The sequence below is a fragment of the Rhizobium sp. CG5 genome (assembly GCF_023701945.1).
Classification (GTDB): Bacteria; Pseudomonadota; Alphaproteobacteria; order Rhizobiales; family Rhizobiaceae; genus Allorhizobium.
Window position 1 is genome coordinate 55,320 of record NZ_JABAEF010000010.1, and the last position, 21,098, is coordinate 76,417.

The 21,098-nt window shown below is 62.2% G+C and carries 24 protein-coding genes; 10 read left to right on the plus strand and 14 right to left on the minus strand.

Going from position 1 to position 21,098, the window contains the following annotated elements; genetic code table 11:
* Positions 1-2: 2 nt before the first annotated feature.
* From HGO38_RS17175 to HGO38_RS17185, 3 genes are all read right to left on the minus strand, one after another.
* The gene (locus HGO38_RS17175; RefSeq protein WP_250957130.1) at positions 3-932 is read right to left on the minus strand and encodes a prephenate/arogenate dehydrogenase family protein; all 930 of its coding nucleotides are present in this window, start codon (positions 930-932) and stop codon (positions 3-5) included.
* On the minus strand, positions 932-2,038 hold the full coding sequence (hisC, locus tag HGO38_RS17180; RefSeq protein ID WP_250957131.1) for a histidinol-phosphate transaminase: 1,107 nt from the start codon (positions 2,036-2,038) through the stop codon (positions 932-934). Before hisC ends, HGO38_RS17175 begins: the two co-directional genes overlap by 1 nt.
* A 101-nt stretch (positions 2,039-2,139) precedes the next feature.
* Complete coding sequence (locus HGO38_RS17185) at positions 2,140-2,892, minus strand: class I SAM-dependent methyltransferase (protein WP_250957132.1); 753 nt, start codon at positions 2,890-2,892, stop codon at positions 2,140-2,142.
* Positions 2,893-2,978: 86 nt separating this feature from the next.
* On the opposite strand from HGO38_RS17185, the gene gloB reads away from it, so the two are divergent.
* Both gloB and HGO38_RS17195 read left to right on the plus strand, forming a co-directional pair.
* On the plus strand, positions 2,979-3,749 hold the full coding sequence (gene gloB, locus HGO38_RS17190; protein WP_250957133.1) for a hydroxyacylglutathione hydrolase: 771 nt from the start codon (positions 2,979-2,981) through the stop codon (positions 3,747-3,749).
* Entirely contained in the window at positions 3,749-4,195 is a 447-nt protein-coding gene (locus HGO38_RS17195; RefSeq protein ID WP_250957134.1) for a cupin domain-containing protein, read from the plus strand. The genes gloB and HGO38_RS17195 overlap by 1 nt, the downstream gene beginning before the upstream one ends.
* On the opposite strand, the gene HGO38_RS17200 is transcribed toward HGO38_RS17195, so the two are convergent.
* From HGO38_RS17200 to HGO38_RS17210, 3 genes are read right to left on the minus strand one after another with little or no spacing between them, the layout of a single operon-like run.
* Complete coding sequence (locus tag HGO38_RS17200) at positions 4,172-4,822, minus strand: lysoplasmalogenase (protein ID WP_250957135.1); 651 nt, start codon at positions 4,820-4,822, stop codon at positions 4,172-4,174. The two genes, HGO38_RS17195 and HGO38_RS17200, sit on opposite strands and share 24 nt — an antisense overlap.
* A 27-nt stretch (positions 4,823-4,849) precedes the next feature.
* Entirely contained in the window at positions 4,850-5,731 is an 882-nt protein-coding gene (gene yddG / locus HGO38_RS17205) for an aromatic amino acid exporter YddG (RefSeq protein WP_250957136.1), read from the minus strand.
* Positions 5,732-5,768: 37 nt separating this feature from the next.
* The gene (locus HGO38_RS17210; protein ID WP_250957137.1) at positions 5,769-6,536 is read right to left on the minus strand and encodes a DUF3108 domain-containing protein; all 768 of its coding nucleotides are present in this window, start codon (positions 6,534-6,536) and stop codon (positions 5,769-5,771) included.
* Positions 6,537-6,794: 258 nt separating this feature from the next.
* On the opposite strand from HGO38_RS17210, the gene rpmB reads away from it, so the two are divergent.
* Positions 6,795-7,088, plus strand: coding sequence for a 50S ribosomal protein L28 (rpmB, locus tag HGO38_RS17215; protein WP_250957138.1), 294 nt, complete (start codon positions 6,795-6,797; stop codon positions 7,086-7,088).
* 112 nt (positions 7,089-7,200) lie between these two features.
* Positions 7,201-7,839 (plus strand): queuosine precursor transporter, encoded by a 639-nt coding sequence (locus HGO38_RS17220; protein WP_250957139.1) that lies wholly within the window; start codon positions 7,201-7,203, stop codon positions 7,837-7,839.
* 43 nt (positions 7,840-7,882) lie between these two features.
* Here HGO38_RS17220 and HGO38_RS17225 read toward each other — a convergent pair whose 3' ends face one another.
* The 4 genes from HGO38_RS17225 to HGO38_RS17240 all read right to left on the minus strand — a co-directional run bounded on the left by HGO38_RS17225 (position 7,883) and on the right by HGO38_RS17240 (position 12,472).
* Positions 7,883-8,878, minus strand: coding sequence for an esterase-like activity of phytase family protein (locus HGO38_RS17225; protein ID WP_250957140.1), 996 nt, complete (start codon positions 8,876-8,878; stop codon positions 7,883-7,885).
* On the minus strand, positions 8,875-10,773 hold the full coding sequence (cobT, locus tag HGO38_RS17230) for a cobaltochelatase subunit CobT (RefSeq protein ID WP_250957141.1): 1,899 nt from the start codon (positions 10,771-10,773) through the stop codon (positions 8,875-8,877). The genes HGO38_RS17225 and cobT overlap by 4 nt, the downstream gene beginning before the upstream one ends.
* Positions 10,774-10,790: 17 nt before the next feature.
* Positions 10,791-11,783 carry a cobaltochelatase subunit CobS gene (gene cobS / locus HGO38_RS17235; RefSeq protein WP_250957142.1) on the minus strand — a complete coding sequence of 331 codons (993 nt, stop codon included), beginning with the start codon at positions 11,781-11,783 and terminating at the stop codon, positions 10,791-10,793.
* A gap of 65 nt (positions 11,784-11,848) precedes the next feature.
* Positions 11,849-12,472 carry a J domain-containing protein gene (locus HGO38_RS17240; RefSeq protein ID WP_250957287.1) on the minus strand — a complete coding sequence of 208 codons (624 nt, stop codon included), beginning with the start codon at positions 12,470-12,472 and terminating at the stop codon, positions 11,849-11,851.
* Positions 12,473-12,576: 104 nt separating this feature from the next.
* Here HGO38_RS17240 and HGO38_RS17245 point away from each other — a divergent pair, with 104 nt between their 5' ends.
* Positions 12,577-12,858, plus strand: a complete 282-nt coding sequence (locus tag HGO38_RS17245) for a BolA family protein (protein ID WP_250957143.1) — start codon at positions 12,577-12,579, stop codon at positions 12,856-12,858.
* A 9-nt stretch (positions 12,859-12,867) separates the two neighbouring features.
* On the opposite strand, the gene HGO38_RS17250 is transcribed toward HGO38_RS17245, so the two are convergent.
* Genes HGO38_RS17250 through HGO38_RS17260 form a run of 3 tightly spaced genes read right to left on the minus strand, consistent with a single transcriptional unit; the run spans position 12,868 to position 15,891 of the window.
* Complete coding sequence (locus tag HGO38_RS17250) at positions 12,868-14,175, minus strand: HlyC/CorC family transporter (RefSeq protein ID WP_250957144.1); 1,308 nt, start codon at positions 14,173-14,175, stop codon at positions 12,868-12,870.
* Positions 14,172-15,299: a 3-dehydroquinate synthase gene (aroB, locus tag HGO38_RS17255; RefSeq protein WP_250957145.1), complete on the minus strand. Its 1,128-nt coding sequence runs from the start codon at positions 15,297-15,299 to the stop codon at positions 14,172-14,174. Before aroB ends, HGO38_RS17250 begins: the two co-directional genes overlap by 4 nt.
* On the minus strand, positions 15,292-15,891 hold the full coding sequence (locus tag HGO38_RS17260) for a shikimate kinase (RefSeq protein ID WP_250957146.1): 600 nt from the start codon (positions 15,889-15,891) through the stop codon (positions 15,292-15,294). Before HGO38_RS17260 ends, aroB begins: the two co-directional genes overlap by 8 nt.
* A 150-nt stretch (positions 15,892-16,041) precedes the next feature.
* Between HGO38_RS17260 and HGO38_RS17265 the strand changes: the two genes are divergently transcribed.
* The 5 genes from HGO38_RS17265 to HGO38_RS17285 all read left to right on the plus strand — a co-directional run bounded on the left by HGO38_RS17265 (position 16,042) and on the right by HGO38_RS17285 (position 19,921).
* Entirely contained in the window at positions 16,042-16,200 is a 159-nt protein-coding gene (locus tag HGO38_RS17265) for a hypothetical protein (protein WP_250957147.1), read from the plus strand.
* A gap of 64 nt (positions 16,201-16,264) precedes the next feature.
* On the plus strand, positions 16,265-17,170 hold the full coding sequence (locus HGO38_RS17270; RefSeq protein WP_250957288.1) for a site-specific tyrosine recombinase XerD: 906 nt from the start codon (positions 16,265-16,267) through the stop codon (positions 17,168-17,170).
* Between the two features lie 63 nt (positions 17,171-17,233).
* Positions 17,234-18,187, plus strand: coding sequence for an acetyl-CoA carboxylase carboxyltransferase subunit alpha (locus HGO38_RS17275; protein ID WP_250957148.1), 954 nt, complete (start codon positions 17,234-17,236; stop codon positions 18,185-18,187).
* Positions 18,188-18,356: 169 nt separating this feature from the next.
* A complete protein-coding gene (locus HGO38_RS17280; protein ID WP_250957149.1) occupies positions 18,357-19,691 on the plus strand; it encodes a L,D-transpeptidase family protein in 1,335 nt (444 codons plus the stop codon).
* Positions 19,688-19,921, plus strand: a complete 234-nt coding sequence (locus HGO38_RS17285) for a sulfurtransferase TusA family protein (protein WP_250957150.1) — start codon at positions 19,688-19,690, stop codon at positions 19,919-19,921. The genes HGO38_RS17280 and HGO38_RS17285 overlap by 4 nt, the downstream gene beginning before the upstream one ends.
* On the opposite strand, the gene HGO38_RS17290 is transcribed toward HGO38_RS17285, so the two are convergent.
* The gene (locus HGO38_RS17290; protein ID WP_250957151.1) at positions 19,922-21,082 is read right to left on the minus strand and encodes a CobW family GTP-binding protein; all 1,161 of its coding nucleotides are present in this window, start codon (positions 21,080-21,082) and stop codon (positions 19,922-19,924) included.
* Positions 21,083-21,098: the final 16 nt, after the last annotated feature.

Here is a 21,098-nt window from a genome sequence, read left to right on the forward strand (position 1 = left end):
GATCAGGGCTTCTTGTCCAGCGAGTGGCGACCGAAGTCCGGCGTGTCGACATCCTGGCCGGCCTGAATGATCGAGCGCCGGACGTCCCGCGTGCGCGCGAACAGATCGAACAGCTTGTCGCCCTCGCCCCAGCGGATCGCCCGCTGCAGGTAGGCCAGGTCTTCGGAGAAGCGTGCCAGCATTTCAAGGATCGCATCCTTGTTGTGCAGGCACACGTCGCGCCACATGGTCGGGTCGGACGCCGCCAGGCGGGTAAAGTCGCGGAAACCCGAGGCGGAATATTTGATGACTTCCGATTCTGTCACCGTCTCGAGATCGTCGGCGGTCCCGACGATATTGTAGGCGATGATATGCGGCAGGTGGGAGACGATCGCCAGCACCTTGTCGTGGTGCTCCGGGTCCATCTCATCGACCCGCGACCCCAGCGCCTCCCAGAAGGCCTTCAGTCGCGATAGCGCCTCGCCATCCGTATCGGCAAGCGGCGTGAAAATGCACCAGCGCCCCTTGAAAAGACCGGTGAACCCGGCATCAGGCCCTGATTTTTCGGTGCCGGCCAGCGGATGGCCCGGAATAAAATGTACGCCCGGCGGCATATGCGGCGCCATCTGCGCGATGACCGACGCCTTGGTCGATCCGACATCGGTGACGATGGCGCCCGGCTTCAGATGCGCCGCGATCTGTTCGGCGACCGTTCCAGACGCCCCGACAGGGACCGATACGATGACGAGGTCGGCCCCCTCGACCGCGTCGGCAGCCGAGGTCGTATAGCGGCTGCCGAGCTGCAACTCCTCTGCCCGCTTCAACGTCTCGGGACTGCGCGTCGAGATGACGATCTCATTGGCCAGACCGAGCGCCTTGATGTCGCGCGCGATCGACGAGCCGATCAGGCCGATGCCGATCAGGGCGACCCTGTCGAAATGCACGTCCGCCATTACTTGCGTCCCATGAACTCGCCGAGCGTCTCGACGACGCCGCGATTGGCCTCTTCCGTCCCGATCGACATGCGCAGCGAATTGGCAAAGCCGTAACCGCCCACCGTCCGCAGGATATAGCCGCGGCTCGTCAGGAAGTCGTCGGCCTGAGCGGCCCGCTTGCCGTCGACATCGGGGAAGTGGATCAGCAGGAAGTTGGTCACCGACGGCGTCACCGCAAGACCGATTGCCGTGAAGGCATGGGTCAGCTTGTCGATCCACATCAGATTGTAGTCGACCGCCTTGTCGGTAAAGGCGCGGTCGCGAATGGCCGCGGCGCCTGCGGCAATCGCCGGCGCATTCATGTTGAACGGTCCGCGCACCCGGTTCAGCGCATCGATGATGGCGGCAGGGGCATACATCCAGCCGATCCGAAGGGCGGCCAGGCCATAGATCTTCGAAAACGTTCGGGTCATCACGACATTGCGGTTTTCCGAGACGATCTCGATACCGGCCTCGAAATCATTGCGACGGACATATTCCGCATAGGCGGCATCCAGCACCAGGATGACATGCTTCGGCAGGCCGGCCTGCAGGCGGCGGATCTCGGCGCCCGACACATAGGTGCCGGTCGGATTGCCGGGATTGGCGATGAACACGATCTTGGTCTTGTCCGTCACTGCCGCCAGGATCGCATCGACATCGACGCGGCACTCGGTTTCCTTGACCACCACCGGCGTGGCACCGGCACCCATGATCTGGATCTTGTAGACCAGAAAGCCGTGTTCGGTGATGATGCCCTCGTCGCCGGGTCCCAGATAGACATGGCAGAGCAGGCCGAGCAATTCGTCCGAACCGTTGCCACACAGGATATTGGCGGGATTGAGCCCATGCACATCGGCAATCGCCTCGCGCAATGCCCTTGCCTGGCCGTCGGGATAAAGTTCCAGATGCGCGGCCCCCGCCTTGAAAGCGTCGATCGCGGCCGGGCTTGCGCCGAGCGGCGTCTCGTTGGAGGACAGCTTGAAGACGCGCGCCACACCCGGCGCATGTTCCTTGCCCGGCACATAAGCGGCAATGTCAAGGATTCCAGGGCGCGGCATGGGCTGGTTCAAGGGGCTGGTCATCAAGGCGGCTTTCTTGGCTCTCTCATCCGGGACAGGCCGGACATCAATGGTCTGACGGAATTAAAACGGAAAGATTACTTTGTCGAGTGCGGCATGGCGCGTCACGCCGGTTTGGCCCCATCCCGTGTCGTCGGAATACCCTGCGGCGCAAGGGCCGGCGCAAAGACCCGACGCGATGCCCGGGCGGCCACCGGCAGGCCCTGGTAGAGCCGCTTCTGCGCTTCGACGACAATGACGCCGGAAAAGGCAGGCCATAAAAGCCGGCCGATCCGCTCGAAATTGCTGCGTAGCTTCAGGATCGTGCGGATTTTCGACGGCGGAAAGAACAGCGCCTCGGCCGAGGCCCCCGGCGTGAAATTCGTTTCGCGCAGCAAGGCCGTCAATTGCCCGCGCGAATAGGGCCTGCCGGAACCGAACGGCGTATGGTCCATCCGCGCCCACACGCCGCGACGGTTGGGAACGACGATCACCAGCCGCCCGCCCGGCGCCAGTACCCGCCAGATCTCCTTGAGAGTTTCCCGCGGGTTCTCGGCATATTCGAGCGAATGCACCATCAGCACCCGATCGACAGAGGAATCCGGCAGCGGCAGTTCCTCGTCGAACACCAGCGCGGTCGCCGACAATTCGCCGACCGGCCAGTTCACCGCACCCTGGCCTGCCGGCATGAAGGCAAACGTCCGCTCGGTATCGCTGCGAAAGCGGTCGAGATAGGGAACGGCATAGCCCAAGCCCACCAGCCTCTCCTGCGGCAGGCGCTGCCAGAGGGAGCTAAGCGCCATGGCAATCGACTGTTCGGCGACGTGGCCGAGCATGGAATGATAGAACTGGCGGAGATCGACGATATCAGCGTGCATGCGCGATTGTTATCAGGCAGCCGTTGGACATCAAGATCGAAGACGCTACATTTACCGGAAATAGCCACGGATTGGATATCGGATCGATGAATGCACTTGAGCTTGAAATCTTCATGTGTCGCAGCGACAACTATGGCGTCCTTCTGCATGATCCCGACAGCGGCCTGACCGCGTCCATAGACGCGCCGGAACTTGAGCCTATCCTGGCAGCGGCCGACCGCCGCGGCTGGACGATCAGCCATGTCTTCACGACCCATCATCATGGCGACCATGTCGAGGCCAATCTGGCCCTGAAGGAGAAGTTCGGCTGCCAGATCATCGGCCCGCTGAACGAGGCGATTGCCATTCCCGGCCTCGACCAGGCCGTGACGGACGACGATATCTTCCAATTCGGCGCCCATGCTGTCCATATGATCGAGACACCCGGCCACACCGCCGGCCATGTCTGCTACCATTTACCCGACAGCAAGCTGCTGTTTTCCGCCGACACGCTGTTCGCGCTCGGCTGCGGGCGCCTGTTCGAGCGGCCCGCCGCCGACATGTGGCGGTCGTTGCAGAAGCTCGCCGTCCTGCCCGATGAGACAGCCGTCTATTTCGGCCACGAATATACCCTGTCCAATGCCCGCTTCGCGCTGACCATCGATCCGGACAACCAGCGTCTCAAGGACCGGGCCGACGAGATTGAAGCCATGCGGGCAGAAGGCCGCTTTACCATACCCACCACCATCGGCCTCGAGAAGGAAACCAACCCCTTCCTGCGCGCCGCCGACCCGGCCATCCGCCGGCATCTGCGGATGGAGACCCGCACCAACGAAGAGGTGTTTGCCGAGATCCGCAAGCGCAAGGACAATTTCTGATGACGGCCGGCGAGATCATAGAGGCGCTGGCCATGCAACCCCACCCGGAAGGCGGCTGGTACACGGAAACCTTCCGCGATCCGGCGGGCGGCGCCAGGGGACATTCCACGGCCATTTACTACCTGCTGGAAAGCGGCCAGCGGTCCCACTGGCACCGGGTGCGCGATGCCGCCGAGATCTGGCACTACTATGCCGGCGCCCCGCTGGCGCTCTACCTCTCGCCGGATGGCGAAACGGTGGAGACCATTGTTCTCGGCACGGACCTTGGACGCGGCGAGCGCCCCCAGGCCGTCGTTACCGCCAATGCCTGGCAGGCGGCAGAAAGCCTTGGCGACTTCACCCTCGTCGGCTGCACCGTCGCCCCGGGCTTTGCCTTCTCGAGCTTCGAGATGGCGGCGCCGGGTTGGTCTCCCGGCCAAGACTTAGCCGGCAAACGAGACCAGTGACACCGTCAGCAGGAACTGGGCGGCAAAGTAAGTAGTCCAGACGCCGAGCGACAAGGGCCGTCGCCAGCGCGAACCTTTGGCCACGAGAAAGGTCTGCAGCGAGAGCAGCATGTCAGAGCCGAGGAACAGCGCGGCGCCGATGAAGGGGATCGTAAGGCCCGTAGAGAGCGCCAGCAGCGCCATGGAGACGATCGTCGCCCCATAGAGCGCCACGGCCGGCGCCAGCTTGCCGGCCGGCCGCCAGAGCACGATGACCAGTGCGGTGGTCGCGGCAACCAGGAACAAGGCCACGGCCAGGCGCCACGGCTCGCCGGATATCAGGCTGCTGTCGGCAGGGGCGAAAAACAGCAGGCAATAGGCGACATGCGCCATGAGGAAGGAGACGAGACCGGACAGGAATGCCGCCTCGCCCTCATAGGCGAGACAAGCATCGCCAAGGGCACTCAGCGCCAGTGCTGCCAGCAGCCAGGCCGGCCCGCCAGCGAGGAGCGCATAAAGCAGCAGAAGAGCGATCGGCAGCACCTTGAACAGCGTCCGCCGTGGACCGGGCGGATCGCCCGTCAGCCGCAGATAGGAAATTCCCAGCAGCAGGGCCAGGCCAAGAACCGCCCATTCCACGATCTGCATGACATCCTCCCTCTAAGACGTGCCGGCTCAGGCGCCCCGCACGCGCCCCTTGCCGCGGAACATCTCGCTGGCCGCCAGCAGCGCCCCGCCGGTGATCAGCACGCAGGCCAGCGCAATCCGCAGACTGGGTTCGCCGAAGCCGGTGAGCAGCAGGATCAGCGTCGACAGCAGCGGTGCTGCATAGCTAGCGGCTCCGAGAATCTGGATATCGCCGTTCTTGACCCCATGATCCCAGGCATAGAAAGCCGCCCCGACCGGAAACAGTCCGAGCCCGGCCACCGCCAGCCATTCGCCAGTGCTGACCGGCCAGACGGTCTCCTCCAGCCCGAGGTGGCAGACCAGCGACAATAGCGAGGTCGCAAGGCAAAAGCCGGTCACCACATCCGTCGAGACGGCATCAAACCGGCGGGTCAGCAGCGAATAGCCCGACCAGGTGAAGGCGCAGAGAAGGGCAGCGCCATAACCGAAGGCAAAGGCCGGATCGAAGGCGATGCCGTTCTTGCCGATAATCAGGATCGTGCCGGCAAGACCGGCAAAGGCGCCGACGACATGATACCAGCGCAGGCGCTCGCCCGGCAGAAGCGCCGAACCGACGACGATCAGCAGCGGCCAGAGATAGGCGATGAGGCCCGCCTCGACGGCCGGCGCGTTGCGCAAAGCTGTGAAATACAGGAAATGATAGCCGAACAGCCCGGCGATCCCGACGATCCACACCTTGGCCGGCTGCTTGAGCAGTGCGAGACGTTCGGGCCGCAGGGCGAAGGTGACGATCCCGGGCAGACTGCCGATCGCAAAGGCCACCGCGGACAGCTGGAACGGCGGCATCTTGCCGGATGCCGCGGTGAACAGGGCCAGAAACGACCACATGACAATGGCCGTGAAGCCGATCAACGTTGCCTGAAGCTTCAACTCATGCCCCCTCGCGGGCATCGAGTTCCCGCACCCGTCAGCCGCCGAAATTGACGGCCGTAATGTAAAGCGGCCCCATTCGCGTCGGAACGCGGGCATAGACCGGAGCATATACCTTCATGACCTCGGTCTTGGCAAACCAGATTTCCATGTCGGACGCCTTGCGCAGATACTCGATATCGCTGCGTCCCTTGGCAAAACCGGATTTCGGCACATAACGAATGCCGCAGACAATCGCCTCGCCGGAAAAATCTCCTGCCGTGAATGTCCGTGTTCCCTTGGATGAGAGAACCAGGTCCATCCGGCTCTCGCCGTCATAGATCGGCAGGGTCTTCGGGCAGATCTTGTCGCCCTCGGCAAAGATCAATCCGCTGATCGGGTCCAGCACCGATTTCAGATCTCGCTCGGCAACCGGCACCCAGTTCTTGGCACGCGATCTCCGGCTCGGCTTCATGGTGGTCGAGGTTACGTCGCCATTGGCAAAACGGACATCATAGGTCCGGGTCCGCTCATCGCTCTTGTAGACCAGCGAATAGCGCTTTGCCTGCAGACGATTGCTGCCCTGCACCGTCCCCGAAACGGTGGTCTGCGCGGTGATTTTGGTAATCAGGTCGACGATGCCCGACGAGCGGACCGAGCCCGAGATCGTATAGGTCCGGCTGTCCAACTGGGTGACGAAGGACGCGTTGGCGATCGGCAGGCCCGCCAGCGTGATCCGGTAATCGGTCTTGTAGCGCTGGTCAGCCGCGGCCGAGAACGAGGCGGATGCCAGAATTGTCGTGGCGACGATGACAAACGGTGCCATTCGGCGCTTTGAAAACCACGGTGAGCTCAGGCGCATTTTTAATTCTTTGATCCGATTGACGGGAATGACATCTATGGTCGAGACTGTGGCAACAAAATAGCCTCTTTTCATCGGCTATGCCGGAAAACTGAAGGATTGGCTTGACGCGGCCCGCCAGGCTGATTATAGAACCGCAACTTTCCAATCATGCTCAGTTGGATTGCGAGCCGGGTTTTGCCTGGAACGCTTTTCCAATGGCCAAGAAGAAATAGGTGTACCATGTCCCGCAGTTGCGAATTGACCGGCAAGGGCGTCCAGTCGGGCAACAATGTGAGCCACGCAAACAACAAGACTCGTCGCAAGTTCCTTCCGAACCTGTGCGACGTGACGCTGATCTCCGATGCACTCGGCCAGCGTTATCGTCTGCGCGTTTCGGCAGCTGCCCTGCGCACTGTTGAACATCGTGGCGGCCTCGATGCTTTCCTGCTGAAGGCGAACGAGACCGAACTGAGCATGCGCGCGCGCCTGCTGCGTCGCCAGATCGTCAAGAAGACCGTTGCTGCTGCCGCCTAAGGCATCACGACATCCTGAAGATTGAGCAAGGCTTGAGCGGACATCTGTTCGCGCAAGCCTTTTGCGTTGATCCAATATCCCTCCAACTGGTGGCATCACCCAGGATAAAAAAATGCTGACGCTACGCTATATCCTTATTTACAGCCTGCTGATGACCGCCGTGGTCGTCGCGTCGAACGTCCTCGTTCAATACCCCTTGTCCGGCGAACTGGCCGGAATTCAGCTGGGCGACCTGCTGACCTATGGGGCCTTCACCTATCCGGTCGCTTTCCTGATCACCGACCTCACCAATCGCCAGTTCGGCCCATCCATGGCCCGCAAGGTGGTGTTTCTCGGCTTCGTCGTCGGCATCGCCCTGTCGTTCTGGACCTCCATGCCGCGCATCGCCGTGGCTTCCGGCACGGCCTACCTGATCGGCCAGCTCCTGGATATCTCGGTGTTCAACCGCCTGCGCCGCCAGAGCTGGTGGCAGGCGCCACTGGCCGGCTCTATGGCGGGTTCGATGCTCGACACCGCCCTGTTCTTCTCGCTGGCCTTTGCCGCGAGCTTTGCCTTCATCGGGCCCAACGATGCCTTCGCAATCGAAAGCGCCCCAATCCTCGGTATTTTTGCCGTGGAAGCGCCGCGCTGGATCTCCTGGGCAATCGGCGATCTCTGCGTGAAGATCCTGGTGGGTCTGGTCTTGCTGCTGCCCTATGGCGCCCTGATGAACACGCTGAAGCCGATGGGTCCGGCAACCCAGGCACGCTGAGGCAGCAAGAGCCGCGCCGGCATAAAGGCCGGTTCCGGCCGGCTTAGTCGATAACGCGGAATTCCAGCATCACATTGCGCTGCAGGATCGAATGGTTGTCGTCGGAGACGACGATGACCCTGACCTCGCCGCCGTCCAGCGTCACGACGTCGAGCCCTTCCATATTGTCGATCTGGTCGCTGTAACCGGCTTCGAACACGATCTTGCCATCTACCACCGCACCGGGCTTCAACACTTTGGCGTCGATCCGGCGAATGCGCATGCCGATCCCTGTTGCGAGGCCAAAACGCCGCTCGAGCAGCAGGAGATCGCCATTGGGAAGAAAGGCGCCATCCGTCACGTCGAACTCGTCATGACGGGCGACCTTGAAGGCGCCCTTCAGCGGACCATCGAGAATGCCGGCGTAAAGATCGCCCTTTGCGTCGACGCTGCGCTCGGAAACCGTGACCAGGCCGCCGGCAAGCGGGCTCGACACCGGAGAGGCCGCCAGCGTCTCCAGCCCGCCATTGCCGCGCAGCCGGCCCACGGGGAAGGGAAGCGACAAGGTCCGCAGCGGACGGCCGGTTTCCATCACCGGCAGGGCATAGACATCCACCCGGTGGCGTTGTTCGAAGCCGACGATCGCCTGGCCGTCGCGGATGGCGAGGCTCTCGGCATCCATGGAGGCCTTTCCCTGGTCGAGCCGACCTCTGGCATCGCTCATCGGCACAATCGCCACATCGGCAAGCCCCGCCAGTCGCCCACCGGCATCCCGTTCGATCCGGCCGGTCATCCAGTGGCCGGTATCCAGGACGCCGATGAAATCACGGCCGCCCGGAAGAATGCGCACCGAGGACCAGGCCCCGAACAGGGCGGTCGAGGACGAAATCTCGATGCCGCCCAGATATTCGAAGGAGCCGAAGACGGCACTTTCCGATCCAGGCCTGAAGACCGGTATTTGCCGGCTGCTGGTCTGAACCGGTTCGGCCATGGCCGCAGCTGCGCAAAGGCTGGTCCCAAGGGCCAGTCCAAGCGCCAGAATAGAGATGGTATGCCTCATCGCGCTCTTTTGGCCTGACGCCCGCCGCCGCGCGTCTTGTCCTCGAACAGCGCCGCCAGCTGTTCGGTCATGGCGCCTGCCAACTCGTCCGCGTCGACGATCGTCACGGCCTTGCGATAATAGCGCGTCACGTCATGGCCAATGCCGATCGCCAGCAGTTCGACCGGCGAACGCGTCTCGATCTGGTCGATGACAGCGCGCAGGTGCCGCTCGAGATAATTGCCCGGATTGACCGACAGCGTCGAATCGTCGACCGGCGCACCGTCGGAAATCATCATCAGGATCTTGCGCTGCTCGCGCCGCGCGATCAGGCGGTTATGCGCCCACATCAGCGCTTCGCCGTCGATGTTTTCCTTGAGCAGGCCTTCGCGCATCATCAGCCCGAGATTGCGCCGCGACCGGCGCCAGGGTGCATCGGCCGACTTGTAGATGATATGGCGCAGGTCGTTGAGCCGGCCCGGCGTCGGCTGCTTGCCGCCCGCCAGCCATTTTTCTCGGCTCTGGCCGCCCTTCCAGGCTTTTGTGGTGAAGCCGAGGATCTCGACCTTGACGCCGCAGCGTTCCAGCGTGCGGGCCAGGATATCGGCGCAGGTCGCGGCAACCGTGATCGGCCGGCCACGCATCGAGCCGGAATTGTCGATCACCAGCGTCACGACCGTGTCGCGGAACTGGGTGTCGCGTTCCATCTTGAACGACAGCGGCTGCATGGGATCGATCACCATACGCACCAGCCGCGCCGAATCGAGATAACCCTCTTCGAGGTCGAAATCCCAGGAGCGGTTCTGCTGCGCCATCAGGCGGCGCTGCAGCCGGTTGGCCAGCCGTCCGACCGCACCCTGCAGATGCGACAGCTGCTTGTCCAGGAAGGCCCGCAGACGGTCCAGTTCGGCATCGTCGCAAAGCTCTTCGGCCGTCACCTCTTCGTCGAATTCCTGGGTGAAGATCTTGTAGTCGACCTTCTCGTTGAAATCGTCGAAGGGACTGGCAGGACGGCGCATCTCGCCGGGCGTCTCGGAATCCTCGTCGCCCTCCTCGGTCATGTCGTCGTCGGAAATCTCCGCGCCGTCCATCTCGCCGTCGTCCATCTGCTCCTGCGAGGCTTCGCTATCCTCGGCAGGCGCACTGTCGGAACCGGCTTCCTCTTCGGCGCTCTCCTGGTCTTCCTCGTTGCTGCGAGGCTGATCCTCGTCCGAGCTGTCCTCGTCCTGGCTGTCGTCAGCCTCATCATCGCCGACATCATCGGCCATTTCCATGGCGCTCAGCATATGGCGGATGACCCGCGCGAAAGCCTGCTGGTCCTCGATCGTCGCCGACAGGTTGGCCAGTTCGCCGCCGGTCTTTTCCTGCAGATAGGGACGCCAGAAATCCAGAACCTTGCCCGCGCTTTCCGGCGGCTTTTCCCCGGTCAGCGTCTCGCGCACCAGCATGGCAACGGCTTCCGCAAGCGGCGCGTCTTCCTGCTTGGCAATGCCGGCAAAATTTGCCTTGGCATATTTCTCCGCATTCATCGACTGCAGATTGGCAGCCATGCCGCCCATCCGCAGCGCGCCGATCGACTCGACACGGGCCTGTTCGACCGCATCGAACACCGTGCGGGCGTCAGGCCCCTGAGGCGCCAGCGAGGCATGGATCTTCTGGTCGTGGCAGGCGATCCTCAGCGCCATGCTGTCGCCGAGCCCGCGGGTCACGGCAAGCTCCTGCGCCGTCGGCCGCTTGGAAATTTCCGGCAGCCTGACACGCTCGCCGACCAGCCCCGGCCGCTCGTTGGCAAAGGCCACCTCGACATTCGGACTGCCGGCAACTGCGCGCACGCAACCGGTGATCGCCCGGCGCAACGGTTCGGTATCGACCGCCGTGCCGGGTTTCGCTTTGGAATTGTCGCCGCGACCTGCCATCTGCTGTTATGCCTTTCTCAGGCGCCAAGCACGATGTTGGCCGCACTTTCCTTCAGCTCGACGCCGAAGGCGCGCTGATACTGTTCCGCCACCAGGGTGCGCTCCAGTTCGTCGCACTTGTTGAGGAAGGTGACGCGGAACGAGAAAGCGACATCGCCGAAGATCTCGGCATTTTCCGCCCAGGTGATGACGGTACGCGGGCTCATGACGGTCGACAGGTCGCCATTGACGAAAGCCGCACGGGTCAGGTCCGCCAGACGCACCATCTTGCCGACGGTTTCGCGGCCGGCTTCCGTCTTGCGGAAGCTCTTGACCTTGGCCAGCACGATGTCGACTTCCTTGTCATGCGGCAGATAGTTGAGCGTCGTGACGATCGACCAGCGGTCCATCTGCGCCTGGTTGATCTGCTGCGTGCCGTGATAGAGGCCGGTCGTATCGCCAAGGCCGACCGTGTTGGCCGTTGCAAACAGGCGGAAGGCCGGATGCGGCCGGATAACCCGGCTCTGGTCGAGCAGCGTCAGGCGACCGGAGGATTCCAGCACGCGCTGGATGACGAACATCACGTCCGGACGGCCGGCATCGTATTCGTCGAACACCAGCGCCACATTGTGCTGATAGGCCCAGGGCAGGATGCCGTCCTTGAACTCGGTGATCTGCTTGCCGTCTTTGAGGACGATGGCGTCCTTGCCGACCAGATCGATACGGCTGACATGGCTGTCGAGGTTGACGCGCACGCAGGGCCAGTTGAGCCGGGCTGCGACCTGCTCGATATGGGTCGACTTGCCGGTGCCGTGAAAGCCGGACACCATGACGCGGCGATTGTGCGCGAATCCGGCCAGAATGGCGAGCGTCGTCTCGCGGTCGAACAGATAATCCGGATCGAAATCCGGCACGTAAGCGTCGCCCTTGCTATAGGCCGGAACGCGGATATCGCTGTCAATTCCGAAGACTTCCCGAACCGAAACGGTAATGTCGGGAAGATTGGAAATATCAATGTCAATTTTGCTCATCGTGTCTCCATGCCGGACGGCGCCGACCGGCTGCGTATGTCAGGCCTATTTCGTAGCGTTTTCGATTAACAGAAACCAGCCTGCTTTAACAATTGATACGCCTGAATAACAGCGCGAAAACGCTCTTCCGAGCCGCGGTCTCCGCCATTTGCGTCAGGATGATGTTTTTTTACAAGCTCCTTGTAGCGGCTCTTGATCTCGGCAGCGGTGGAATTGCCCGGCAGACCGAGCGCATCGAAGGCTTTTGCCTCGAGCGTCTTCAGTTTTCGCGCCTGGGTGTCGAATCGCGACCCATTGCCGCGCCCTTGCCCGACGAAGCCGAACGGGTCCTTCATACGGGCCTGGGCACCCGCCGAGCCAGAGCGCACCGTCGAATGCAGCGGACTGCCTTTGGCCGCCTTGTTCACGCCCACCGTCCAGGTCGGACGATGACCGGTTATCGCTTCCTTTTGGTATCGCGCGATCTCGGTGTCGGACAGGCCGGAAAAATAGTTATAGCCCTTGTTGTATTCTTTCACGTGCTCGAAACAGAACATAAAAAACTGGCCTTCGGCATTGCGGCCGACCGGCGCCCGGTGAACGCCCGTTTTTTCGCAGCCGTCCCACTGACAGGTGGGAGTGGTGTTCTCCGGCTCCTGTTTCTTCCGGCGCGTCCGGATCTTGTCGAAATATTTTGAATCAAGCTTCATCACGTAAGTATGGGACCTCTGCCCGGACACAACAAGAATTGACAAATCAGATTGTTATTGCCTTTGTGGGGCTTTTTCCAAAGGCTCAAGACGGGAGCACCCGAATGACGCTTCGAAAGACGATAGAACAAAAACTCGAGGAAGCCTTCCAGCCTGAACGTTTGGTCGTTCTGGACGAAAGCGCCCAGCATGCAGGCCATCAGCCAGACATCACAGGCACCGGCGAAACCCACATGCGGGTGCGGATCGTTTCAGCTCAGTTTGCGGGCCTGCCGCGACTGGCCCGCCACAGGGCCGTCACCGACCTGCTGAAGCCGGAACTGGACGCAGGCCTGCATGCGCTGGCCATCGAACCCGCAGCCCCTGGCGAACCAACCCGTTGGTAGGCTTGGTTTTCAGTCGAGCTTGATCGCTTCGTCGGCCGGGCGGATCCTGAGCTTCGTGATGCGGTTCTTTTCCCGCTTCATCACGATGAAACGCTTGCCATAAAAAGTGAAGGCCTGGCGTTCCTCGGGGATCGATTTCGACTCGTGTATCACCAGCCCGGCAATGGTGGTCGCCTCCTCGTCGGGCAAATGCCAGTCGAGCGCCCGGTTGATATCGCGGATCGGCACCGTTCCATCCACCACGATCGATCCATCCGCTTCCTGGCGCACGCCCTGGATATCGATGTCATGCTCGTCGGAAATGTCGCCGACGATCTCTTCCAGAATGTCCTCGAGGGTGACGATGCCCTGCACCTCGCCATATTCGTCGACAACCACGGCAAAATGCACCTTGCGGCGCAGGAAGGCATTCAACTGGTCCTTCAGGTTGGTGGTGTCCGGAACGAACCAGGGTTTCTGGGCAATCTTGCCGATATCCAGATTGGATGGCTCGACATTCGGCTCGGCCAGCGCCCGCAGCAGATCCTTGGCATGCACGACGCCGACGATGTTGTCGGTCGATCCGCGCCAGAGCGGCATACGCGTATAGGGGCTTTCCAGCACGGCACGCACCGCGACTTCCGGCGCATCATCGGCATTGACCCCGCGCATCGACGTGCGGTGGATCATGATATCCGACACTTCCAGCTCGCCCAGATCCAAAACGCCGCCCAGCCGGTCCCGGTCGGCCTTGACCACCGAGCCCTCGCGGTGCAGCAGATCGACCGCGCCGCGCAACTCATCATGGGCCGACAGCATCGACGTTTCCTTCGACAGGGTCAGGCCGAACAGGCCCAGCAGCCCGCGGACGATGAAATTCACGCCGCTCGACACCGGGCCGACCACCGCCACGAACAGCCGCACGGCCGGCGCCACCCGCAAGGCGAAACGATCCGGATTGGAGATCGCCCAGCTTTTCGGCAGGACTTCGGAAAAAATCACCAGCAGCGCCGTCATCACCAGGGTTGCATAGACCACGCCGGTATCGCCGAACAGCGCGAGGAACAGGCTGGTCGTCAGCGACGAGGCCAGGATATTGACGAGATTGTTGCCGATCAGCAGCGCGCCGATCAGCCGGTCACGCCGCTCGATCAGGGTGTTGACCAGCTTCGCCCGGATGTCGCCATTGTTCTCCATCGTATGCATGCGGGCCCGCGACGCCGCGGTGAGCGCCGTCTCGGAACCGGAAAAGAAGGCAGACGCGATGATCAGGCCGAGAATGGCGACGATCAGCGGCCAGTATTCCGACAGATTGGCCAGAAAGATTTCGATGGTCATGCCTCCAGCTTTTCAGTGAGGAACCGCAGGACCTCCGACGACGGAACATCGTCTGCCACGAAGGACTGTCCGATGCCGCGGGTGAGGATGAAGGTCAGCTTGCCGCCCTTGACCTTCTTGTCCTGGGCGATGGCGTCCATCAGTATATCGGGTGTCGGCCTGTCGCCTTCAATATCGTTGATCGACGTCGGCAGGCCGACGGCCTTCAAATGTGCCTCGACGCGGGCCGCATCGTCAGGGCTGGCGAGGTTCAGGCGAGCTGAGAACTGATGCGCCAGCACCATGCCGATCGCAACGCCTTCGCCATGAACCAGTCGCCGGCTGTCATATTGCGTCGCCACTTCCAGGGCATGGCCGAAGGTATGGCCGAGATTGAGCAGCGCCCGCCGGCCGTTTTCCCGCTCGTCGGCGACAACCACATCGGCTTTGGCCTGGCAGCTCGCGGCAATCGCCTCGATGCGCGCCGCGCCGCCGGAGAAGATCTCCTGCCAGTTGCCTTCAAGCCAGGCAAAGAAATCCGGCTGGTCGATCAGGCCGTATTTGGCGACCTCAGCATAACCGGCCCGAAACTCGCGGGCGCTCAGCGAATTCAGCACGCCCGTATCCGCCAGCACCAGATCCGGCTGGTTGAAGATGCCGACCAGGTTCTTGCCCTGCCGGGCATTGATGCCGGTCTTACCGCCAACCGACGAATCGACCTGCGACAGCAGCGAGGTCGGCATCTGCACGAAGCGCACGCCGCGCCGGACGATGCCCGCGGCAAAGCCGGTGAGGTCGCCGATGACGCCGCCGCCGAGCGCAATCACCGCGTCGTTGCGCTCGATGCGTGCCTCCAGCAGCACATCGCAGACCTTCATCAGATGCTCGAAGCTCTTGGTCTTCTCCCCGGCCGGCAGTGACAGGGACACGGCTTCGATCCCGTCCGCCTCCAGGCTGTCCATCAATTCCTCGAGATAGAGCGCGCCGACATTCTCGTCGGTCACGATGGCCGCCTTGCGCGCCCTGATCCGCGTCGAAATCTCGCCGCCGGCCCGTCCGATCATGCCGGGGCCGATCAGGATATCGTAGGCGCGCTCGCCAAGCGGCACATGCACAAGGCGCTCGGTGGAATTGCTATCATTCATCGATCTTGCTTTCGCTGGAACTGGAAAGGGAGGCGATCGCCGCCAGGACCTCGTTGACGATGACTTCCTTGCGCACATCGCGGGAGATGATTGTCAGGTCCGCAGCCGCATAGACCGGGTAACGCTCGTTCATCAGCTTCTCGAGCGTCTGCCGGGGGTTTTCGGTCTTGAGCAGGGGCCTGTGGTCGCGCTTGTTGACGCGCTCCCATAAGACATCGATATCTGCCTTCAGCCAAAGCGATACACCGCCCCGCTCGATCTGCCGGCGCGTCCGCTCGTTGATGAAGGCGCCGCCGCCCGTCGAGATGACCCTTGGACCGCCCCGCAGCAGCCGCTTGATCACCCGGGTTTCGAGCGCCCGGAACTCTTCCTCGCCATAGGCGGCAAACAGTTCGCTGATCGTCATGCGCGACACGCGCTCGATCTCGACATCCGTATCGACGAAGGGAAGCCCCAGTTGCAGGGCCGTCATTCGGCCGACCGCCGACTTGCCGGCTCCCATCAATCCCACGAAAACAAGATTGCGACGTCCAAGCGCCGCGCGGGCGCGCTCGCTGAGGGTCGGGGCTACTGATAGGGACAAATCCGTCATCGGCCTGTTCGCAAGTGTTTTGCAACGGTATTGACAAATGAGCGCGCAGCGTCAAGCCGTGGAGGCCGAAAGACCGGCACGAACTGGCGTCTTGCCCTGATTGCGCGCTTCATCATACACATCGACCATCAATACGCCGGGGATGACATCATGCCGACATTGTTCCGCTTTCTGTTCCTATGCGCCACCGTCGCGGCAATGATCTATGGAAGCATGTGGGCTCTGGTCATCTTCGTCGAACCAAAGCCGCGCGACGTCATTGTCAAAATTCCCGCAGAACGATTGAACCCGCCTGCACCATCGCAATGAACTTATCTCCCAAGGATCCGCCTTGTCCGATCTGAGCTACGCCCGCATCGAGGCCTTTCTGGAAATGATGAGCGCCGAACGCGGCGCGGCAGGCAACACGCTGCTGTCCTATGAGCGCGACCTCGATGACCTGCGCGGTTTTCTCACGGCGCGGTCGGTCAGTATCGTTGACGCCGCATCCGCCGACCTGTCGGTCTATCTCGGCGACCTGGCAAAGCGCGGCTTCGAGCCGTCGTCCCAGGCGCGCCGCCTGTCGGCCATGCGCCAGTTCTACAAGTTCCTCTATGCCGAGGGTATTCGCGGTGACGACCCGACGGCCATTCTCGACGCTCCGAAGAAAAACCGCAGCCTGCCCAAGACAATGACGGTCGCCGATGTCGGCCGCCTGCTGTCGCTGGCCGAAGAAGAAGCCGCGATCGCGGACAAGCACCAGCTTCTGCGCGTCCGCATGCTGGTTCTGCTTGAGCTCCTCTATGCAACGGGCATGCGGGTCAGCGAACTCGTCTCGCTGCCGGCCAACACGCTTGGCCGCGAAGGGCGCTTTCTGGTCATCCGCGGCAAGGGCAACAAGGAACGCCTGGTGCCGCTGTCGAAAACGGCGGTGGCAGCCCTTGCTCGCTACGGCGCCTTGCTGGCCCAGCAGGACAACGGCAAGGCGCCGCCCAGCCCCTGGCTCTTTCCCTCGTCGGCCAAGGAGGGTTATCTGCCCCGACAGGTCTTTGCCCGCGACCTGAAGGACCTGGCAATCCGCGCCGGCCTCGACGCCGCCATGATTTCGCCCCATGTGCTGCGCCATGCCTTTGCCAGCCACCTCCTGGAAAACGGCGCGGACCTGCGCGTCGTGCAGGAATTGCTGGGACATACGGACATTTCGACGACGCAAATCTACACCCATGTCCTGGAGGAAAGGCTGCAGCGACTGGTTCAAACGCATCACCCCCTTGCCAAACAGGCTAAAAAACAGGATTAGGACCGGCAGCACCCGGAGACAGGCGCCCCAATATCTGTGGGCACAACGATCGGAACGGATCTCATGCTTAACTATCTCGATTTCGAAAAGCCCATTTCGGACCTCGAAGGCAAGATTCATGAATTGAAGAAAATCGCCGCCGAGGACGAGAGTATCGACACTTCGGAAGAAATCGGCCGGCTGGAAGTTCGCGTTCGCGAGTCCATGGAAGACATTTACTCCAAGCTCAATGCCTGGCAGAAGACGCAGGTTGCACGTCACCCGTCGCGACCGCATTTCGTCGACTATTCGGCTCGGCTGTTTACCGATTTCACGCCGCTGGCCGGCGACCGCAAATTTGCCGAGGATGCCGCCATCCAGGCCGGCCTTGCCCGTTTTCAGGGCCAGCCCGTCGCCGTGATCGGCCAGGAAAAGGGCAATGACACCAAGTCTCGCCTGAAGCACAATTTCGGCAGCCCGCGTCCGGAAGGCTATCGCAAGGCGATCCGCGTCATGGAAATGGCCGGCCGCTTCGGCCTGCCGCTGATCACGCTGATCGATACGGCCGGCGCCTATCCCGGCATCGGCGCCGAGGAACGCGGCCAGGCCGAAGCGATCGCCCGCTCGACCGAAATGTGCCTCAACCTCAAGGTTCCGATCATCTCCGTCGTCATCGGCGAAGGCGGTTCGGGCGGTGCCATTGCCATTGCCACCGGCAACCGCGTCTACATGCTGGAGCATGCGATCTACTCGGTGATTTCGCCGGAAGGGGCTGCTTCCATTCTCTGGCGCGATTCCACCCGCGCCAAGGAAGCCGCCACCAACATGAAGATCACCGCCGAGGACCTGAAATCCCTGGGCGTCATCGACGGCATCATTCCCGAGCCGATCGGCGGCGCACACCGCGGCGCGGAAACGGTCATCGACCGCACCGGCGAGACGATTGCCCGGGCGCTGGCCGACATGGCCGGTCAGGACGGCGACCAGTTGCGCGCTTCCCGCCGACAGAAATTCCTGAATATCGGTCGCAATCTGTAGGGCGTGACCGGCCACGGCCGGTCACAATGCTGCTACTTTGCCCATATATCCCATTGGCGCGAGTGCCGTTGAAGTATATGAGATTCATCTTTTGTGAAGCATGTCGCGTTAACAATGCCGAAACCCTCCCGAACGGGAGCTTTCTGATCCTGCCAAATGAGCTTCCGGAATGCGTTTGAAATCGACCGCACTTGTTCTGATCGCCGTCGCAGCCCTTTCCGGCTGCAACGACACGTTGGATAGTGTCGATACACCCGTGAACGTCAGCAACAAGGTCGAACAGCCCCTGCCCTCGCGCATTCTCAACGAAATGAGCGCCAAGGGCATGGAGCGCACCTCGCCGATTGCCATCCGCATCTTCAAGGAAGAAGGCGTTCTGGAAATCTGGAAGGCCAAGACCAACAACCGGTTTGAGAAGATCGCGGAATATACGATCTGCGCCTGGTCAGGCCGGCTCGGTCCCAAGGTCAAGGAAGGCGACCGCCAGGCGCCGGAAGGCTTCTACTCGCTGTCGCCGCACCATCTCAACCCGAATTCCAAATACTATCTGGCGATCAACACCGGCTATCCGAACCGTTTCGACCAGGCCAACGGCCGCAATGGCACGAACCTGATGATCCATGGCGCCTGCTCGTCGTCCGGCTGCTACTCGATGACCGATGCGCAGATCCTGGAGATCTATGCCTTTGCTCGCGACGCCTTCAAGGGCGGCCAGCAGACGATCCAGCTTCAGGCTTTCCCCTTTCGCCTGACGGCCGAAAACATGGCGCGCCACCGCTACAGCCCGCATTATGCCTTCTGGCAGAACCTCAAGGTCGGCTATGACAATTTCGAGGTGACCAAGCGGCCGCCCGAGGTCAATTTCTGCGACAAGAAATATGTCTTCAACCAGCAGATCGAGGGCAGCGGGTCCTTCAACGCCGCCGCCGCCTGCCCGACCTTGACGACACCGGCACCTCTGCAGGCCGCGCTGTCATCCTACCAGACGGCCTATGCGCGCGACTTCGACAAGGCGATGAAGAAATACGACGACAAGGTCTGGTACGATCCGACCGAAGCCGAGCGCAAGGCCTTGGTGGCCGATCTGCGCAAGGGCCGCGATCTGGCCTATGCCCCGACCGGCTCGGCGCTCAAAGCCGGCAAGCTGCTCAAGCTGAAGGAAGTGCAGGATCCCTCCGCGCCGACGCTCAACCTGCGCAAGGCCGTCGCCGACCCCTCCGTGCCGCCGCTATTTACCGCCGCGCCGTCCAAGCCTGCGCCTGCCGCGCAACCGACAGCACCTGCACCAGGACCGACGATCGCCGCAGCAGCGGCTGCCAATGCCGCTGTAGCGACCCAGCCGCAAATCCCGGCAGCACCGGCAGCTCCCCAGGAAACGGCAAAAATCCCCGTGCCAGCCCCCAACCCGAATGCTGTAGCGGTGGCGCCCGTGATGTCTGCAAACGAGACCCCCCCGTTGGCGGACGAGAAAAAACCGTTCTGGAAGTTCTGGGCCGCCAAGTGACCGACGGTGCGCCGCCGGTCTACGACCTCAGGGGCCTGAAATGCCCGCTGCCCGTGTTGAAGACGCGCAAGCGGCTGGCCGACATGGCCAAGGGTGCGGAACTGGTCGTCGAGACCACCGATCCGCTCGCCGTCATCGATATCCCGCATTTCTGTAACGAGAACGGCCACCACCTGGTCGCGTCGGAAAAAACCGACGCCGGCCATCGCTTTTCCATTCGTCGCGGCTGATCAGAGCCGCATCCCCGGAATGGCCAGCGGATTGTTGGTGAGCGCCTCGCGGTCCGGCCGGTCGATCCGTATCTTTCCGACAAAGGTATCGAACAGGTCCCGGACATAGGCTTCCGGCAGATCCTTGGTGATCAGCACCATGCGCGTGCGCCGATCCACCGGATCGGGCCAGGACTTCAGGCGCACCGGCGGATGGAACACCGCCTGGACGCCATGCAGCACGATCGGACGGTCCGGATTGTCGCTGAGCCCCACCACCGCCTTCATCCGCAGCAACCGTTCGCCATGGGCCGAGCGCAACAGATCGACGAACATCTCAAGCGCCATCGGATCGATCAGCCCGTCATGGATGATCGAATAGGAGCGGATTGAATCTCCGTGCCGCGTCACATCATGGTGATGGTGATGGTGGTCTGCGTGGCCGTGATGATGCCCGTCCTGGTGGTCATGGTCGTGATGATCCTCATGACCATGGTCGTCGGCCGCCGCCTCGTCATTCAGCCAACGCGCGACATCGGCCACCTTGCTCGACGCATCGTAAAGACCGTTGTCGAGAATGCCCGCACGACCGGCAGCATCGGTGTCGCCATCGATCACCACCGCACGCGGGTTGAGTTCGAAAAGCCTCGCCTTGAGCTGGGCCAGCGATGCCGCATCGGACATCGTCGATTTCGAGATGATCAGCCGGTCGGCGACCGCCACTTGCTTGGCCGCCTCCTCGAATTGGTCAAGCGTCGACAGGCCGTTGACCGCATCGACGACCGTGATGACGCCCTCCAGATCGAAGCAATCCGCCAGGACCGGATTGCCGATCACCGACTGCATCACCGGCGCCGGATCGGCAAGTCCCGTGGTCTCGATGACGATGCGGCTGAGCCTGGCGATCTTGCCGGTCTGCAGCCGGTCCATCAGCATGGCCAGCGTATCGATCAACTCGCCGCGCACCGTGCAGCACAGGCAGCCGTCCGACAGTTCCACGACCGCATCGTTCGAGGCCTCCACCAGCAGGTGATCAATGCCCACTTCGCCGAATTCGTTGATGATGACGGCCGCGTCCTTCATGCCCGGATCGCGCAGCAGGCGGTTCAACAGGGTTGATTTTCCGGCACCGAGAAAGCCGGTAAGGATCGACACGGGGATCCGCGCGCTGGCATGGGTCATGACGACACCCTTTATG

Coding starts and splice junctions, on each gene's coding strand:
- HGO38_RS17175 (WP_250957130.1), bottom strand. CDS start 932: ATGGCGGACGTGCATTTCGACAGGGTCGCCCTGATCGGCATCGGCCTG.
- hisC (WP_250957131.1), bottom strand. CDS start 2,038: ATGACCAGCCCCTTGAACCAGCCCATGCCGCGCCCTGGAATCCTTGAC.
- HGO38_RS17185 (WP_250957132.1), bottom strand. CDS start 2,892: ATGCACGCTGATATCGTCGATCTCCGCCAGTTCTATCATTCCATGCTC.
- gloB (WP_250957133.1), top strand. CDS start 2,979: ATGAATGCACTTGAGCTTGAAATCTTCATGTGTCGCAGCGACAACTAT.
- HGO38_RS17195 (WP_250957134.1), top strand. CDS start 3,749: ATGACGGCCGGCGAGATCATAGAGGCGCTGGCCATGCAACCCCACCCG.
- HGO38_RS17200 (WP_250957135.1), bottom strand. CDS start 4,822: ATGCAGATCGTGGAATGGGCGGTTCTTGGCCTGGCCCTGCTGCTGGGA.
- HGO38_RS17210 (WP_250957137.1), bottom strand. CDS start 6,536: ATGGCACCGTTTGTCATCGTCGCCACGACAATTCTGGCATCCGCCTCG.
- rpmB (WP_250957138.1), top strand. CDS start 6,795: ATGTCCCGCAGTTGCGAATTGACCGGCAAGGGCGTCCAGTCGGGCAAC.
- HGO38_RS17220 (WP_250957139.1), top strand. CDS start 7,201: ATGCTGACGCTACGCTATATCCTTATTTACAGCCTGCTGATGACCGCC.
- HGO38_RS17225 (WP_250957140.1), bottom strand. CDS start 8,878: ATGAGGCATACCATCTCTATTCTGGCGCTTGGACTGGCCCTTGGGACC.
- cobT (WP_250957141.1), bottom strand. CDS start 10,773: ATGGCAGGTCGCGGCGACAATTCCAAAGCGAAACCCGGCACGGCGGTC.
- cobS (WP_250957142.1), bottom strand. CDS start 11,783: ATGAGCAAAATTGACATTGATATTTCCAATCTTCCCGACATTACCGTT.
- HGO38_RS17240 (WP_250957287.1), bottom strand. CDS start 12,472: ATGAAGCTTGATTCAAAATATTTCGACAAGATCCGGACGCGCCGGAAG.
- HGO38_RS17245 (WP_250957143.1), top strand. CDS start 12,577: ATGACGCTTCGAAAGACGATAGAACAAAAACTCGAGGAAGCCTTCCAG.
- HGO38_RS17250 (WP_250957144.1), bottom strand. CDS start 14,175: ATGACCATCGAAATCTTTCTGGCCAATCTGTCGGAATACTGGCCGCTG.
- aroB (WP_250957145.1), bottom strand. CDS start 15,299: ATGAATGATAGCAATTCCACCGAGCGCCTTGTGCATGTGCCGCTTGGC.
- HGO38_RS17260 (WP_250957146.1), bottom strand. CDS start 15,891: ATGACGGATTTGTCCCTATCAGTAGCCCCGACCCTCAGCGAGCGCGCC.
- HGO38_RS17265 (WP_250957147.1), top strand. CDS start 16,042: ATGCCGACATTGTTCCGCTTTCTGTTCCTATGCGCCACCGTCGCGGCA.
- HGO38_RS17270 (WP_250957288.1), top strand. CDS start 16,265: ATGATGAGCGCCGAACGCGGCGCGGCAGGCAACACGCTGCTGTCCTAT.
- HGO38_RS17275 (WP_250957148.1), top strand. CDS start 17,234: ATGCTTAACTATCTCGATTTCGAAAAGCCCATTTCGGACCTCGAAGGC.
- HGO38_RS17280 (WP_250957149.1), top strand. CDS start 18,357: ATGCGTTTGAAATCGACCGCACTTGTTCTGATCGCCGTCGCAGCCCTT.
- HGO38_RS17290 (WP_250957151.1), bottom strand. CDS start 21,082: ATGACCCATGCCAGCGCGCGGATCCCCGTGTCGATCCTTACCGGCTTT.